The following is a 16,257-nucleotide window of genomic DNA, read 5'->3' as shown; positions in this document are numbered from 1 at the left end:
GGGCCAGCCGCGCGGCCCCGGCGGTGAGTGTGCGCGTGGGCTTTCGAGTGTGAGCCCAGGGCGGCGACACGCCGAGCGGCGTCGCCCTGGGAACACACTCAACGGCGAGTCGGTAGCCGCAAGGGGCGCCCGGTAGAAAAGAAGCCATGACGGAACTGTGGGTCGAACGCACCGGATCGCGCCGCTACACCGGGTACAGCTCGCGCGGCGCCCAGGTGCTCGTGGGCTCCGAGGGCGTCGAGGGCGTGTTCACCCCGGGCGAGCTGCTCAAGATCGCGCTGGCCGCGTGCAGCGGCATGTCCGCCGACGAGCCGCTGGCCCGCCGCCTGGGCGACGACTACAAGGCGGTGATCAGGGTTTCCGGGCCGGCCGACCGCGACCAGGAACGCTATCCGCTGCTCGAGGAGACGCTCGAACTTGACCTGTCCGGCCTCTCCGACGACGAGAGGCAGCGCGTGCTCGTCGTCGCCAACCGGGCGGTCGACCTGGTCTGCACCGTCGGGCGCACGCTCAAGTCCGGCACGACCGTGAACTTCGAGATCGCCGATGTCGGATCCTGACGTCCGCCTCACCGCCTGGGTGCACGGCAGCGTCCAGGGGGTCGGCTTCCGCTGGTGGACGCGGTGCCGCGCGCTCGAGCTGGGGCTGACCGGCTACGCGGCCAACCAGGCCGACGGCCGGGTGCTGGTGGTGGCCCAGGGTCCACGCGCGGCCGGCGAGAAATTGCTGCAGCTGCTGCAGGGCGGCGCCGCGAGGCCTGCCAGGCCGGGTCGCGTCGACAAGGTGCTCGCCGACTGGTCGGAACCGCAAGAGCGGTTCGAAGGCTTCGTCGAGCGCTGACGTGACGGATGTGGCCACTGAGGCCAGTGCGTCAGAGTGTGAACGCCAGGCAAATTTGAGGCGCCCCGACACCCCTCGGGGAGGGCCGACGCCGCCAATTTGAGCGGTAGTCTGGCTCGCCGTGTACCTCAAGAGTCTGACGCTGAAGGGCTTCAAGTCCTTCGCTTCGCCGACGACTCTGCGCTTCGAACCGGGCATCACCGCGGTCGTCGGCCCCAACGGCTCGGGCAAGTCCAACGTCGTCGACGCCCTGGCGTGGGTGATGGGGGAGCAGGGGGCCAAGACGCTGCGCGGCGGGAAGATGGAGGACGTCATCTTCGCCGGCACCTCGTCGCGGGCGCCGCTGGGCCGCGCCGAGGTCACGGTCACCATCGACAACTCCGACAACGCGCTGCCCATCGAGTACTCCGAGGTCTCGATCACGCGGCGGATGTTCCGCGACGGTGCGAGCGAATACGAAATCAACGGCAGCAGTTGCCGTTTGATGGACGTCCAGGAGCTGCTGAGCGACTCCGGGATCGGCCGCGAGATGCACGTCATCGTCGGGCAGGGCAAGCTCGACGAGATCCTGCAGTCGCGGCCCGAGGATCGCCGCGCGTTCATCGAAGAGGCCGCGGGCGTGCTCAAGCACCGCAAGCGCAAGGAGAAGGCGCTGCGCAAGCTCGACGCGATGCAGGCGAACCTGGCCCGGCTGTCCGACCTGACCACCGAACTGCGCCGCCAGCTCAAACCCCTGGGCCGCCAAGCCGAGGTGGCCCGCCGCGCCCAGACCATCCAGGCCGACCTGCGCGACGCGAAGTTGCGCCTGGCCGCCGACGACCTGGTCAGCCGGCAGGTGGAGCGCGACGCGATCTTCGAGGCCGAGGCCACCATGCGCCGCGAGCACGACGAGGCCGCCGCCCGCCTCGCGCTGGCATCCGAGGAGCTCACGGCGCATGAGACCGCGCTCGCCGAGCTGTCGGTGCGGGCCGAATCGGTCCAGCACACCTGGTTCGGGCTGTCCGCGCTGGCCGAGCGGGTGGGCGCCACGGTGCGCATCGCCAGCGAACGCGCCCAGCACCTGGACGTCGAGCCGGTGGCGACGGGCGACACCGACCCGGACGCGCTGGACGCCGAGGCCCAGCAGATCGAGGTGACCGAGCAGCGGCTGCTGGCCGAGCTGGCCGGCGCGCGCACCCGCCTGGACGCCGCGCGCGCCGAATTGGCCGAGCGCGAGCGCGCGGCCGCCGAGGCCGACCGGGCCCACCTGGCGGCGGTGCGGGCCGAGGCGGACCGGCGCGAGGGCCTGGCGCGGCTGGCCGGCCAAGTGGAGACCATGCGGGCGCGCGTCGAATCGATCGACGACAGCGTCGCGCGGCTGTCCGAGCGCATCGAACAGGCCGCCAACCGCGCCCAGCAGACCCGGGCCGAATTCGAGACCGTGCAGGCCCGCGTCGGCGAACTCGACCAGGGCGAGGTGGGCCTCGACGAGCACCACGAGCGGACCGTCGCCGCGCTGCGGCTGGCCGACGAACGCGTCGCCGAACTGCAGGCCGCCGAGCGCGGCGCCGAACGGGAGGTGGCGTCGCTGCGGGCGCGCATCGACGCGCTCTCGGTGGGGCTGGAGCGCAAGGACGGCGCGGCATGGCTCACCCAAAACCTCTCCGGCACAGGGATTTTCGGGCCGATCGCCAAGCTGGTCAGGGTCCGGTCCGGCTACGAGGCGGCCCTGGCCGCGGTGCTCGGCTCGGCGGCCGACGCCCTGGCCGCCGAAAGCTTCGGAGCGGCCCGATCGGCGGTCGCCGCCCTCAAGCAGGCCGACGCCGGCCGAGCGGCCCTGGTGCTGGGCGACTGGCCGGCCGAGCCGCCCGGGCACACCGCCCCGCTGCCCGACGGCGCGGTCTGGGCGCTCGACCTGGTCGAGGCGCCGGCGCGGCTGCGCGGGGCGATGACCGCCATGTTGTCGGGCGTCGCGGTGGTCAACGCACTCGGCGACGCACTGGACCTGGTGGCGGCCCACCCGCAGCTGCGCGCCGTGACGCTCGACGGCGACCTGGTGGGCGCCGGCTGGGTGAGCGGTGGCTCCGACCGCAAGCTGTCCACGCTGGAGCTCACGTCGGAAATCGACAAGGCCGGCGCCGAGCTGGCCGCCGCCGAGGCGCAGGTGGCGCAGCTGACCGCGGCGCTGTCCGGCGCGCTGACCGAACAGATCGCCCGCCAGGATTCCGCCGAGCAGGCGCTGGCCGCCCTCAACGAATCCGACACCGCGATCTCGGCGATGTACGAGCAGCTGGGCCGCCTCGGGCAGGAGGCACGCGCCGCCGAGGAGGAGTGGAGCGGGTTGCTGCGCCAGCGCGCGGAGCTCGAAGCCGGGCGCGCGCAGACCGTCGACGAGGTCACCGGGCTGGAGACCCGGCTGCGCAACGCCCAGGAGACCCAGGACGTGCACGCGGCGGAACCCGTCAACCGGCACCAGATCGCCGCGGCCGCCGAACACGCCCGCGGCGTGGAGGTGGAGGCCCGGCTGGCGGTGCGGACCGCCGAGGAGCGCGCCAACGCGGTGCGCGGGCGGGCGGATTCGCTGCGCCGGGCGGCCGCCGCCGAGCGGGAGGCGCGGCTGCGGGCCCAGCAGGCGCGCGAGGCGCGGCTGCGCGCGGCCGCCGTGGCCGCGGCGGTGGCCGACGCCGGGCGGCTGCTGGCGGCGCGGTTGGAGCGGGTGGTCGCCGCGGCATCGGGGATCCGCGCCGCGCTGGTCGCCGAACGCCAGGAGCGTGCTGCGGCTATGGCGGCGGTGCGCGACGAGGTGCACGCGCTGGGCGCGCGGGTGGCCCAGCTCACCGATTCGCTGCACCGCGACGAGGTGGCCAACGCCCAGGCGGCGATGCGCATCGAGCAGCTCGAGCAGATGGTGCTCGAGCAGTTCGGGATGGCCCCGACCGACCTGATCGCCGAGTACGGCCCGGAGGTCGCCCTGCCCCCGACCGAGCTCGAGATGGCCGAGTTCGAGCAGGCCCGGGAGCGCGGCGAGCAGGTGTTCGCGCCCGCCCCGATCCCCTACGACCGGCCCACCCAGGAGCGTCGGGCCAAGCGGGCCGAGCGCGAGCTGGCCGAGCTGGGCAGGGTGAATCCGCTGGCGCTGGAGGAGTTTGCCGCGCTCGAGGAGCGCTACAACTTCCTGTCCACGCAGCTCGAGGACGTCAGGGCCGCCCGCAAGGACCTGCTCGACGTCATCGCCGACGTCGACGCCCGCATCCTGCAGGTGTTCAACGACGCCTTCACCGACGTCGAGCGCGAATTCCGGGAAGTCTTCACCGTGCTGTTCCCGGGCGGCGAGGGCCGGCTGCGGCTGACCGACCCCAACGACATGCTCACCACCGGCATCGAGGTCGAGGCGCGTCCGCCCGGCAAGAAGATCACCCGGCTGTCTTTGCTGTCCGGCGGCGAGAAGGCGCTGACGGCGGTGGCGATGCTGGTGGCCATCTTCCGCGCCCGCCCGTCGCCCTTCTACATCATGGACGAGGTGGAGGCCGCGCTCGACGACACGAACCTGCGCCGCCTGATCGGCCTGTTCGAACTGCTGCGGGCCCGGTCGCAGATCATCATCATCACCCACCAGAAGCCCACGATGGAGGTCGCCGACGCGCTGTACGGCGTGACCATGCAGGGCGACGGCATCACCGCGGTGATCTCCCAGCGGATGCGCGGCCAGCAGGTGGAGCAGCTGGTCTCGAGTTCCTCCTAGGGCCGGTCCCGCTCGCGTGTGAACTGACGGTTTTCGGCGTGTACTGAGGGCGGGATTTCGGCGATTTCTCCGCCCAGGAAGCACACCCGACGCCCGGGCGACACACCCGGCGCACCGGACACCCACCAATGCCCCGTGAGCGCCGGGTGACCCGCGGCTGGAAGGATTGTCAGCGTGTCACAAGGTCTTTGGATCGCCGTCGCGGTCGTCGCAGCCCTGCTGGTCATCGCCGCGCTGGTCGCAGGCCTGGTGCGATACCGCCGCCGAAGGATCAGCCTGGCCCGGCCCGAGCCCGGCGCGCTCGACCGCTCCGGGGGGTACACCGCGTCGTCGGGCATCACCTTCAGCCAGTCCGCACCGACGATCGACACCGGCGGGCCGCCCGCGGTAGGCGACGACGCCACCGTTCCCCGCGACGCCCCCAGGCTCACGATCTCCGACGTCGAGTTGCCGGAACCCGAGACGCTCGAGGCCGAGCCGCCGACCCCGCCTACCCCGCCGGCCCGGGAGGCCCCGCCCGAGACCCCCGTCACCGCCGAGATCGAGGCCATCGCGCCGCCCGAGGGCCGGCTGGAACGGCTGCGCGGCCGGCTCGCCCGGTCCCAGAACGCGCTCGGGCGCAGCGTGCTGGGCCTGATCGGCGGCGGCGACCTCGACGAGGACTCCTGGCAGGACGTCGAGGACACCCTGCTGGTCGCCGACCTGGGCCCGGTGGTCACCGAGTCGGTGATCTCGCAGCTGCGCAGCCGGCTGGCCAGCGGCAACGTGCGCACCGAGGCCGACGCCAAGGCCGTGCTGCGCGACGTCCTGATCAACGAGCTGCACCCCGACATGGACCGCTCGATCCGCGCGCTGCCGCACGCCGACCACCCGTCGGTGCTGCTGATCGTCGGCGTGAACGGCACCGGGAAAACCACCACCGTCGGCAAGCTGGCGCGGGTGCTGGTGGCCGACGGGCGGCGCGTCGTGCTCGGCGCGGCCGACACCTTCCGGGCCGCGGCGGCCGATCAGCTGCAGACCTGGGCCGCACGGGTGGGCGCGGAGGTGGTGCGCGGCGCGGAGGGCGCCGACCCGGCGTCGGTGGCATTCGACGCCGTCGACAAGGGCATCGCCGCCGGCGCCGACGTCGTCGTCGTCGACACCGCGGGGCGCCTGCACACCAAAGTCGGGCTGATGGACGAGCTCGACAAGGTTAAGCGCGTGATAACCCGGCGCGCGGAAGTCGACGAGGTGTTGCTGGTGCTCGACGCCACCATCGGGCAGAACGGGCTGGCCCAGGCCCGGGTGTTCGCCGACGTCGTCGACATCACCGGCGCGGTGCTCACCAAGTTGGACGGAACGGCCAAGGGCGGCATCGTTTTCCGCGTGCAGCAGGAGCTCGGGGTGCCGGTGAAGCTGGTCGGGCTCGGCGAGGGCCCCGACGATCTCGCGCCCTTCGAACCCGCCGCTTTCGTCGACGCCCTGCTCGGCTGAAACCCCTTACACGCCGCGCGCGACGTTAATAACGCCGAAACATCGCGGCCCCATTGCCGAAACAACCATTGCGCATGGTTCTCGCAGGCTACAGGCAGCTGCCTGTCAGCCTGCTGATGCCGACCGGAGGTGAAAGCGAGTGAGTTTCCCGCAATTGGGCCAACCCGATACCGGCGATACCGCCTGGATGTTGGCGAGTTCCGCGCTCGTGCTGTTGATGACGCCGGGCCTTGCCTTCTTCTACGGCGGTATGGTCCGGACCAGAAGCGTGCTCAACATGATCATGATGAGCATCAGTGCGATGGGCGTTGTCACCGTGCTGTGGGTGCTGTACGGCTACTCGATGTCGTTCGGCGACAGCAAGGGTGGCGTCGTCGGCAACCCGACCGACTACTGGGGCCTGGCGAAGCTCATCGGCGGGAATGCCGTCAAGGCCGATCCGTCCAAGGGCACCGCGCAGGTGGATATTCCGCTCGCCGGCACGATGCCGGCGACGGTCTTCGTGGCCTTCCAGCTGATGTTCGCGATCATCACCGTCGCCCTGATCTCCGGCGCCGTGGCGGACCGGCTGAAGTTCACCGCCTGGCTGGTGTTCGCGGGGCTGTGGGCCACGCTGGTCTACTTCCCGGTCGCGCACTGGGTCTTCGCGGCCGACGGGTTCGCGTCCGAGCACGGCGGCTGGATCAACAACAAGCTGCACGCGATCGACTTCGCAGGTGGAACGGCGGTCCATATCAACTCCGGTGTGGCCGGCCTGATGCTGGCGATCGTGCTGGGCAAGCGCAAGGGTTGGCCGACCACCCTGTTCCGCCCGCACAACATCCCGTTCGTGATGCTCGGCGCCGGCCTGCTGTGGTTCGGCTGGTTCGGGTTCAACGCCGGATCGGCGACGAGCTCCAACGGCTCGGCGGGGTCGACGTTCATGACCACCACGGTCGCCACGGCCACGGGCATGCTGGCCTGGTTACTGACCGAGCGCATCCGCGACGGCAAGCCCACGACGCTGGGAGCGGCGTCGGGCATCGTCGCCGGCCTGGTGGCCATCACGCCGTCGTGCTCGTCGGTCAACATCCTGGGCGCGATCGTGGTCGGCGCGGTGGCCGGCGTGGTGTGCGCGCTGGCGGTCGGCCTGAAGTTCAAGCTCGGCTTCGACGACTCGCTCGACGTGGTCGGGGTGCACCTGGTCGGCGGCCTGGCGGGCACCCTGCTCGTGGGACTGCTCGCCGCGCCGGAGAGCACGGCGATCAACGGCGTGACCGGGGTGTCGAAGGGGTTGTTCTACGGCGGCGGCTGGGCGCAGCTGGAACGGCAGGCGGTCGGTGCGTTCTCCGTCCTGTTCTACTCCGGCATCGTCACCCTGATCCTGGCCCTGATTCTGAAGTACACGATCGGGCTGCGCCTGAACCCCGAGGCCGAATCCTCGGGCATCGATGAGTCCGAACACGCCGAGAGCGGATACGATTTTGGTGTGATCGGCGGGCAGGGGTCGGTTCTTCCGGCGGCGCGGATTCCCGTGGATGACCGTAACGGTCTCGACGACCGGACGGCCGACAAAGTGGAGGCAGAGCAGTCATGAAGCTAGTCACGGCGATCGTGAAGCCATTCACCCTCGATGACGTCAAGACCAGCCTCGAGGAGGCCGGGGTCCTGGGGATGACGGTCAGCGAAATCCAGGGCTATGGCCGCCAGAAGGGCCACACCGAGGTTTACCGCGGTGCCGAGTACTCGGTCGACTTCGTGCCGAAGGTGCGCATCGAGGTCGTCGTCGACGACTCCATCGTCGACAAGGTGGTGGACAGCATCGTCCGGGCGGCCCGCACCGGCAAGATCGGTGACGGCAAGGTCTGGGTGAGCCCCGTGGAAACCATTGTGCGGGTGCGCACGGGTGAACGCGGAACCGATGCCCTCTGACCCCAGCCGTACATTGTTGATCCAGGCCGGACGGGCCGGGAGGGTATGAGACAGGACCCACCCGACCCGTCCGGGTCATCTGGAGCGGGAACAGAAAACGCCTGCGCGGCAAGCGATTTGGCTGGCGCGCGGCGTCAGCTGCTGTCGGAGGGCGCCGGGCTGCACGCGGCCGAGCTGCGGCACGCGTGGCTGGATCTGCACGAGTCGTGGCTGACCGCGAAGGCCGATGAGATCGGGATCACCGACGGCAGTGGCTTCGCGATCGTCGGCATCGGCGGGCTGGGCCGCCACGAGCTGCTGCCGTATTCCGATCTGGACCTCATGTTGCTGCACGACGACAAGCCCGCCGACGTGCTGCAGGGGGTCGCCGACAAGCTGTGGTATCCGTTGTGGGACGCCAACGTTCGGATTGACCACAGCGTGCGAACGGTCGCCGGCGCGCTCGGCGTCGCCAATGCCGACATGATCGCCGCGCTGGGCATGCTGGACGCCCGCCACATCGCCGGCGACGCGCGGCTGTCCGAGGAATTGATCGCCGGCGCAAGAAGGCAGTGGCGCAGCGCAATTCGTTCTCGAATGGGCGAGCTGATCGACATCACGCAGGCCCGCTGGGAGCGCTGCGGCCGGATCGCGCAGCGCGCCGAGCCGGACCTCAAGTCGGGTCGCGGCGGCCTTCGCGACGTGCAACTGCTCAACGCGCTGGGGGTGGCCCAGCTGATCGACCGCCACGGCATGGCCCGCCCGGAAACGCCGGGGGGTTCGCTCGACGATGCCTATCTGACGCTGCTCGACGTGCGCACCGAGCTGCACCGGGTGTCCGGCCGCGGCCGCGATCAGCTGCTGGCCCAGTACGCCGACGAGATCAGCGCCCACTTGCACATCGGTGACCGATTCGATTTGGCGCGCAAGCTCTCCGGGTCCGGCCGCACCATCGCCTACCACGCCGAAACCGGGTTGCGGACCGCCGAAAACGCCCTGCCGCGGCGCGGCGTGTCGGCGCTGGTTCGGCGGCCCCGGCGGCGACCCCTGGACGAGGGCGTGGTCGAGTACGCCGGGGAAATCGTGCTTGCCCGCGACGCCTCGCCCGAAACCGACGCCGGGCTGGTGTTGCGGGTGGCCGCCGCCTCGGCCGACACCGGGGTGCCCATCGGCGCCGCCACGCTGAGTCGCCTGGCCGCCGGCGCACCCGAGATGCCCATCCCCTGGCCGCGCGAGGCACTGGACGACTTGCTGGTCGTGCTTTCCGCCGGGCCCAATGCGGTGGCGACCGTCGAAGCGCTCGACCACACCGGGCTGTGGGAGCGGTTGTTGCCGGAATGGGCCGCGATCCGCGACCTTCCGCCCCGCGACGTCGCGCACAAGTGGACGGTGGACCGCCACGTCGTCGAGACCGCCGTCAACGCGGCCCCGCTGGCCACCCGCGTGGCCCGACCCGACCTGCTGGCGCTGGGCGCGCTGCTGCACGACATCGGCAAGGGCAGGGGAGTCGACCACAGCGTGCTCGGCGCCGAGATGGCCATCGAGATGGGAGCCAGGCTCGGGGTTGCGACCAAGGACGCCGAGTTCCTGTCGAAGCTGGTCCGCCACCACCTGCTGCTGCCGGTGGTGGCCACCCGGAGCGACCTGAACGACCAAAAGACCATCGAGGGTGTGTCGGAGGCCCTGGGCGGGGACCCGCTCTTGCTCGAGGTGCTGCGCGCGCTGACCGAGGCGGACTCGAAGGCGACCGGCCCCGGCGTGTGGAGCGACTGGAAAGCGTCCCTGATCGAGGACCTGGTGCGCCGCTGCCGCATGGTGATGGCCGGTGAGCCGCTGCCGCAGGCGGGTCCGGCAACGCCGCACTATCTTTCGCTGGCCGCCGACCACGGGGTCCACGTGGAGATCACGCCGGGCGACAGCGCGCGCATGTATCACGTCGTCATGGTCGCCCCGGATCAGCGGGGCTTGGTGTCGAAGGCCGCGGCCGTGCTGGCGCTGAACTCGCTGGGGGTCCACTCGGCGACGGTGAACAGCGACGAGGGCGTCGCGATCACCGAGTTCGTGGTGTCACCGCACTTCGGTTCCCCGGCCGCCCCCGAACTGTTGCGCCAGCAGTTCGTCGGCGCCCTGGCGGGCGACATCGACGTGATGGCCGCGCTGGAAAAGCGGGACAGCGAGGCCGCAGCCCCGGGTTCCGCGCGGGCGGGGGAGGTGCAGGCCGGGGTCCCCGTGACGCGTTCGACCGCCCCGCCCCGGATCGTGTGGCTCGACCCCGCCGCCGACGGCCATCTGGTCGTCGAGGTGCGCGCCACGGACCGGCCGGGCCTGCTCGCGCTGGTGGCCCGCGCGCTCGAGCGCGCCGGGGTCGACATCGGGTGGGCGAAGGTCAACACGTTCGGGTCGACGGCGGCCGACGTGTTCTGCGTGGAGGCCGCCGAGGATGCGCGCGCCGCGGTGGAAAAGCACCTGCTCGACGTGTTTGGCGGGCAGGCGGAGATAGCGTTCGGCTAACCCGGCCTGGACTGCTCGGAGTTCAGTTGGCGCAGGGCCTCTATGCGGGCCTGGATCTGCTCGCGGGTCGCCGCGGCGATCGGGGGTCCACCGCAGCGGCGGCGAAGCTCGTTGTGAATCCACCCGTGCGGTTTGCCGGTGCGGTGGTGGGTCGCCGAGACGAGGGTGTTGAGCTCGCGGCGCAGGTCGCGGAGCTGCCCGTGCATGGAGACCCGCGCCGTCGGCGCTTCGTCGCCTGAAGCAGCCCGCCTCTTGAGTTGCTCGTCCTGGCGCTGGTGCAGCAGCGCGCGCATCTGCTCGGCGTCGAGCAGCCCCGGGATGCCGAGGTAGTCGGCCTCCTCGTCGCTGCCCGCCGGCGCCGCGGTGCCGAAGGAGGATCCGTCGAAGATGACCTGATCCAGCTCGGCGTCGGCGCCCAGCGAGGTGAAACCGTTGTCTGTTTCGGCCTTTTCGGTCCGCTTCCTGGTCGCGGGATCGCCGTCGAGGGGATCGTCATCGGTCGCTGCGCGATGCGGTTGGCCGAGCACGTGGTTGCGCTGGGCCTCCAGCTCGCTGGCGAGCTGCAGCAGGTTGGGCACCGACGGCAGGAAGATGCTCGCGGTTTCGCCCACCCGCCGGGAGCGCACGAACCGGCCGATGGCTTGCGCGAAGAACAGCGGCGTCGAGGCGCTGGTGGCATAGATCCCGACTGACAGCCGGGGCACGTCGACGCCCTCGGAGACCATGCGCACCGCGACGAGCCACCGGCTGGTGCTCTCGGCGAATTCGCTGATCCGGGCCGACGATCCCGGATCGTCGGACAGCACGACCGCGGGCACCTCCCCGGTGAGCCTCGTCAGCAGCGCGGCGTACGCGCGGGCCGCGGTGCGGTCGGAGGCGATGATCATGCCGCCCGCGTCGGGCACGTGGGCCCGCTTTTGGCGCAGCCGCTCGTCGGCGGCCGCGATCACCGCCGGCATCCACTCGCCAGCCGGGTCGAGCGCGGTGCGCCACGCCCGCGCGGTGTGTTCGGCCGTCAACGGCTCGCCCAGTCGGGCGGCGTGCTCCTCGCCGGCGCTGTCCCGCCAGCGCGCCTCCCCCGAATAGGCGAGGAACACCACCGGCCGGACCACCCCGTCGGCCAGCGCCTCGGCGTAGCCGTAGGTGTGGTCGGCCCGCGACCGCAGCACCCCGTCCGCGCCCGACGTGTAATCGACGAACGGGATCGGGCTGTCGTCGCTGCGAAAGGGCGTGCCCGTCAAGGCGAGTCGGCGGGTGGCATCGCCGAACGCCTCGCGGATGGCCTCGCCCCAGGTCTTCGCGTCACCGCCGTGATGGATCTCGTCGAAGATGACCAGCGTCTTGCGCTGCTCGGTGCGAACCCGGTGCAGCGTCGGGTGCGCGGCGACCTGGGCGTAGGTCACCATCACGCCGTGAAACTCCGGCGAGGTCTGGGGGTTGGTGTTGGAGAATTTGGGGTCCAGGGCCAGGCCGTGCCGCTGCGCGGCCAGCGCCCACTGGACCTTGAGGTGCTCGGTGGGCACGACGACGGTGAGCTGCTCGACGGCGCGCTGGGCGAGCAGTTCGGCGGCGACCCGAAGCGCGAACGTCGTCTTGCCGGAGCCGGGGGTGGCGACGGCCAGGAAATCGCGCGGCTGGGCGGCGAGGTAGCGGACCAGCGCCCTGCGCTGCCAGCCGCGCAACGGCAGGCCGGTGTCGCTGCCGTTCGTGCTGACCGGTTGCAAGCAGGTCCCCCAAAAGTTGCGTGGTCGGCGCGGCCGGCTCGGTTCGGCGGCGGCTGTGAAATGTAGCATGCCAACGCTTTTCGGCGCAGCAGCGACGCGAGCTAGCCGGCGTGGCCCGCCAGATCGCGGGACTGAAGCCACGTGTGGATTCGTTCGGCGACGTCGGCCCATCCCGGTTCGAGCATCATGTTGTGGCCCATGTCGAAGAACTCCGGCTCGGTCCGGTAGGCGCGCGCCGTGGCGCGCACCGCGCGGACGCTGACGAAGCCGTCGTGCACGGCGCCGAGCACCAGCATCGGCGTCGTCACCCGCTCGGTGTCGACCCGGCGAAACATGGGTTCGGTCATCGCCGCGCGGATGCTCTCGGGCCCGGCGCGGTGCCAGCACGATTGGACGATGTCCTCGGGCGTGTCGGCGCAGAAGAGGTATTCGCGGGCCAGCGCCGACGTCCGGAGGAACTTGACCAGGGTGGGGTCGTTGAACGAATGCACGGTCATCCACGGGCGGCGCCGCCACACCCGCAGCGCCGCCCCGAGTACGCCCGACGGCGGCAGGGAGCCGACGAGCACGGCGGCCGGGGCGGAGCGGTCTTCGAGGTAGCGCTGGATCGTGTAGCCGCCCAGGGAGTGGCCGATGAGCACCGGCGAGCCGCCCAGGTCGTCGGCCACCGACCGGACGTCGTCGACGTAGTCGGCGAGGGAAACCTTCTGCAACGGCTCGTCCGTGGGGCTGGTGCCATGGCCGCGCAGGCTCAGGGCGACGGCGCGATAGCCGGCGTCGGCGAAATAGTCGAGGAAGTTCTCCCAGCACCACGCGGCGTGCCAACCGCCATGGACGAACAGCAGCGGCACCGGATGCGTTGGGCTGCGCGAGCCCTTGTCGATCACCTCGAGCATGGGCCTTGATCCCTCGGGTTGGCTGCGACGACCCTGAGGATAGCCCCGAGTGCACTCATTACCCCACTGATTACGGTGTGCCGGGTGTGCGGGGGCTGCCGCCGGCTCCCGCCGTGCCGGGCAAGCCGGCGGCGCCGCCTGTGCCCTGGCCCGCGGCCGCGGTGCCGGTCGTGGCACAGGCGAACCCGCCGCCGATAACTCGGGTGCCGCCACGACGAACGACGCCCGATCCGCTGCACTAGGCCCAGTCGCGCAACGACGGTGGCCGACTCGACACCACGCGCGGTGCGCTGCCCCGAGGTGGAAGGTGGCGGCACGGCCCGCAGGTCCGGCCCCCCGTTAAGTGTTGCTGCCGCCGCTGCCGCGACTGCCATCGCTGCCGTTGAGACCACCGGGCGCCGCGCCCGCACCGGCGGTGCCGCCGCGGCCGCCGCTGCCGCCTGGCGCGCCGATGCCGTCACCGCCGCCGCCACCGTTACCACCATTGCCACCGTTGCCACCGTCACCACTGCCGCTGGCCGCGCCACCGGTGCCACCGCTGCCGCCATCGCCGGCATTGCCGCCCGCACCGCTGGTGACGCCGCCGCCACCGCCGTTGCCACCGAGGCCGCCTTGGCCGCCGGTGCCGCCGTTGAAGTCGCCACCGGGGTCGCCGTCGCCGCCGGTGCCGCCGCCGCCGCCGAGACCGCCCTGGCCGCCGGAGCCACCGGTACCCGCGGCGGCACCGGCCACGGTGCCTGCCGCGCCGCCGGTGCCGCCACCGCCCCCGTCACCACCCTGGCCGCCGGTGCCTCCGTCGCTGCTGATGCCCGTGACGCCAGAACCGCCTACGCCGCCCTGGCCGCCATTCCCGCCAGTCCCGCCGCTGCCGTTGGTTCCGGTGACGTCGCCGGCGTTGCCGCCAACGCCGGCCACGCCGCCCTTACCGCCATGGCCGGCAGTGTCCCCGCTGCCGGCCGCACCGTCGGCGCCGTTGCCGCCGGTACCGCCGTCACCTCCCTGGCCGCCGTTTCCTGCGGTGCCGCCGACACCGCCGGTTCCGGCCGCACCGCCGGCGCCGCCGTCGAGGCCCACGCCACCGGCGCCGCCGTCACCGCCGCCCGCACCGGTGTCCGGGGCGCCCGAGCCGCCGCTGCCACCGGTGCCGCCCAGCCCGCCGTCACCGCCGCTGCCGTTGGTCGCGGAGGCGCTCCCGGCGTTGCCCCCGGTGCCGCCGTCACCGCCCACGCCGCCGTAGCCTCCGCCGAGGCCGGTGCCGTCGATGCTGTTCGCACCCTGGCCCGCCTGGCCGCCGTCGCCGCCGTCGCCACCGTCGCCGCCCATGCCCGCGGCACCCGCGCCGGTGCCGGGCGACCCGCCTTTGCCTCCGTTGCCGCCGCCGCCGCCGTTGGCGCCGCCACCGACGTAGTCGTTGTTGCCAGGCCCGGCATCGTGACCCAGGCCGCCGATGCCGCCGTCGCCTCCGGCGCCGCCGTTGCCGTTGGTCCCGCCGGCGCCGGCGGCGCCGCCCTTACCGCCGATGCCACCCTTACCGCCGTCTCCGCCGCTGATGGGCACCCCGCCGGGCCCGGGCGCCTTGCCGCTCGCGCCGCCGGCGCCACCGTCGCCGGCATCGCCGCCCACGCCGCCGGTGCCCGCGGTGCCGGCCGCACCGCCGGCGCCTCCGGCGCCTCCGGTACCTCCGGGACCGCCGTTGCCGCCGGTGCCGCTGTCGCCGTCGGGGCCGATCGGCGAATCGCCGCCGGCGCCACCCGAACCGCCCACGCCGCCGCTGCCGCCGGCGCCGGCCACCCCGCCGGTCCCGGTAGCGGCCCCGCCAGCACCGCCTACGCCACCCGTGCCGCCGCTGCCGCCGGTAAGGCCGATGCCGTTGAATCCGCTGGCGGCGCCACCGGCGCCACCAGCGCCGCCGGCTCCAGCGTTGCCGCCAGCGCCGGCGATGCCGCCGGACGCGGGGTTGGCACCACCCGCGCCACCCGCGCCACCCGTGCCGCCGCTACCGCCGTGACCGCCGGCGGTATCGAAGCTGCCATCGCCGCCGGCCCCGCCAACACCGGCGTCTCCACCTTGGCCCCCGTTGCCGGCGGTACCCGTGACACCTCCGGTACCGGCCGCGCCGCCGGCGCCGCCGGTTCCGCCGGCGCCGCCCTTACCACCCCAGCCACCGAAGCCGCCGTCCACGGTGTCCGTGGAGCCCAGGCCGCCGGTGCCGCCGTTGCCACCTTTACCGCCGGCACCGCCGGTGCCGTTGGTCGCGGTGGGGTCGGCGGCGTTGCCTCCGGAACCGCCCTTGCCCCCAGTGCCGCCGGCCCCGCCGGCGCCGCCGGGGATGGTGCCAATGCCGGGCGCGCTGGAACCGGGCGCGGAGCCTGCCGCACCGCCGTCGCCACCGTCGCCCGCGTCGCCGCCCGCGCCACCCGTGCCGCCGATGCCTGCGGCCCCGCCGGTACCGCCGGTGCCGCCGACACCACCGGTGCCGCCCTTGCCCGCGTAGCCGGCGTAGCCGTCCGAGCCGATGGGCGAGTCGCCGCCCGTGCCGCCTTCGCCGCCGACGCCGCCCGTGCCGCCCTTGCCGGCGACGCCGCCGGCGGGTCCGGCGCCGCCGGTACCGCCATTGCCGGCGTGGCCGCCGGTGCCGCCCGCGCCGGCCATGCCGTCGGTTCCACTTGCCTTGCCGCCGGTGCCGCCCACGCCGCCGTCGCCGCCCAGGCCTCCTGTGCCGGCAACGCCGCCGGACCCGGTGGCAGCGCCGCCGTCACCCGCGGTCCCGCCGTCGCCGCCGTTACCTGCCTTGCCGCCGGTGCCGTCCAAGCCGCCGTCGCCGCCGCTACCGCCGGTGCCACCTCGGCCGCCTTGACCGCCGCTACCCGCGGTTCCACCGGCCCCGCCGCTACCGACCGCGCCGCCCGTGCCGCCGCCGCCGCCAGTGCCACCGAGGCCACCATTACCTCCGGTAGCGCCGTCGCTGGTGTCCGTGCTACCGGTCCCGCCGCCGCCGCCTTGGCCGCCTTGGCCGCCGCTACCGCCGTCGCCGTTGACGGCGCCGGCGACGGCATTGCCACCGACAGCACCGGCCCCGCCCTGACCGCCCTGACCACCGGCGCTGCCAGCCGGTCCCGCGACACCGGCGCCGCCGGTGGCGTGGGCCGCGCCGGCGGCGCCGCCGGTGCGGCCGGAACCGGCGGTGTCGGCGGCACCGCAG

General features: G+C 72.9%; 9 protein-coding genes and 1 pseudogene. 7 read left to right on the top strand and 3 right to left on the bottom strand.

Annotated elements, in window-relative coordinates:
• Positions 1 to 146 precede the first annotated feature (146 nt).
• The 7 genes from A5787_RS19775 (at position 147) to A5787_RS19745 (ending at position 10,435) form a co-directional block, all read left to right on the top strand.
• Complete coding sequence (locus tag A5787_RS19775) at positions 147 to 560, top strand: OsmC family protein (protein ID WP_066970056.1); 414 nt, start codon at positions 147 to 149, stop codon at positions 558 to 560.
• Positions 547 to 840 (top strand): acylphosphatase, encoded by a 294-nt coding sequence (locus tag A5787_RS19770; RefSeq protein ID WP_066970054.1) that lies wholly within the window; start codon positions 547 to 549, stop codon positions 838 to 840. Before A5787_RS19775 ends, A5787_RS19770 begins: the two co-directional genes overlap by 14 nt.
• Positions 841 to 961: 121 nt before the next feature.
• The gene (gene smc, locus A5787_RS19765; protein WP_066970052.1) at positions 962 to 4,561 is read left to right on the top strand and encodes a chromosome segregation protein SMC; all 3,600 of its coding nucleotides are present in this window, start codon (positions 962 to 964) and stop codon (positions 4,559 to 4,561) included.
• 174 nt (positions 4,562 to 4,735) lie between these two features.
• A complete protein-coding gene (ftsY, locus tag A5787_RS19760; RefSeq protein WP_066970041.1) occupies positions 4,736 to 6,034 on the top strand; it encodes a signal recognition particle-docking protein FtsY in 1,299 nt (432 codons plus the stop codon).
• Positions 6,035 to 6,221: 187 nt separating this feature from the next.
• Positions 6,222 to 7,610: an ammonium transporter gene (locus A5787_RS19755; RefSeq protein WP_066970138.1), complete on the top strand. Its 1,389-nt coding sequence runs from the start codon at positions 6,222 to 6,224 to the stop codon at positions 7,608 to 7,610.
• Complete coding sequence (gene glnB, locus A5787_RS19750; RefSeq protein ID WP_066909426.1) at positions 7,607 to 7,945, top strand: nitrogen regulatory protein P-II; 339 nt, start codon at positions 7,607 to 7,609, stop codon at positions 7,943 to 7,945. Before A5787_RS19755 ends, glnB begins: the two co-directional genes overlap by 4 nt.
• 45 nt (positions 7,946 to 7,990) lie before the next feature.
• Positions 7,991 to 10,435: a [protein-PII] uridylyltransferase gene (locus A5787_RS19745; RefSeq protein ID WP_082977333.1), complete on the top strand. Its 2,445-nt coding sequence runs from the start codon at positions 7,991 to 7,993 to the stop codon at positions 10,433 to 10,435.
• Here the strand turns inward: A5787_RS19745 and A5787_RS19740 are convergent.
• From A5787_RS19740 to A5787_RS27830, 3 genes and pseudogenes are all read right to left on the bottom strand, one after another.
• Positions 10,432 to 12,228, bottom strand: a complete 1,797-nt coding sequence (locus tag A5787_RS19740) for a DEAD/DEAH box helicase (RefSeq protein ID WP_156764041.1) — start codon at positions 12,226 to 12,228, stop codon at positions 10,432 to 10,434. The genes A5787_RS19745 and A5787_RS19740 overlap by 4 nt on opposite strands.
• Positions 12,229 to 12,260: 32 nt before the next feature.
• A complete protein-coding gene (locus tag A5787_RS19735) occupies positions 12,261 to 13,055 on the bottom strand; it encodes an alpha/beta hydrolase (RefSeq protein WP_066970037.1) in 795 nt (264 codons plus the stop codon).
• Positions 13,056 to 13,394: 339 nt separating this feature from the next.
• Positions 13,395 to 16,257: pseudogene (locus tag A5787_RS27830) on the bottom strand (hypothetical protein); the annotation flags it as partial.

Origin of the sequence: Mycobacterium sp. 852002-50816_SCH5313054-b, from assembly GCF_001667185.1 — a bacterium.
Taxonomy (GTDB): Bacteria; Actinomycetota; Actinomycetes; order Mycobacteriales; family Mycobacteriaceae; genus Mycobacterium.
The sequence above is the reverse complement of the archived record's forward strand: the minus strand, read 5'-3'. Positions and strand labels throughout refer to the sequence as shown.

Bases quoted from the DNA above. Each gene is read 5' to 3' on its own strand.
- A5787_RS19775 (WP_066970056.1), top strand. From the start codon at position 147: ATGACGGAACTGTGGGTCGAACGCACCGGATCGCGCCGCTACACCGGG.
- A5787_RS19770 (WP_066970054.1), top strand. From the start codon at position 547: ATGTCGGATCCTGACGTCCGCCTCACCGCCTGGGTGCACGGCAGCGTC.
- A5787_RS19755 (WP_066970138.1), top strand. From the start codon at position 6,222: ATGTTGGCGAGTTCCGCGCTCGTGCTGTTGATGACGCCGGGCCTTGCC.
- glnB (WP_066909426.1), top strand. From the start codon at position 7,607: ATGAAGCTAGTCACGGCGATCGTGAAGCCATTCACCCTCGATGACGTC.
- A5787_RS19745 (WP_082977333.1), top strand. From the start codon at position 7,991: ATGAGACAGGACCCACCCGACCCGTCCGGGTCATCTGGAGCGGGAACA.
- A5787_RS19740 (WP_156764041.1), bottom strand. From the start codon at position 12,228: ATGCTACATTTCACAGCCGCCGCCGAACCGAGCCGGCCGCGCCGACCA.
- A5787_RS19735 (WP_066970037.1), bottom strand. From the start codon at position 13,055: ATGCTCGAGGTGATCGACAAGGGCTCGCGCAGCCCAACGCATCCGGTG.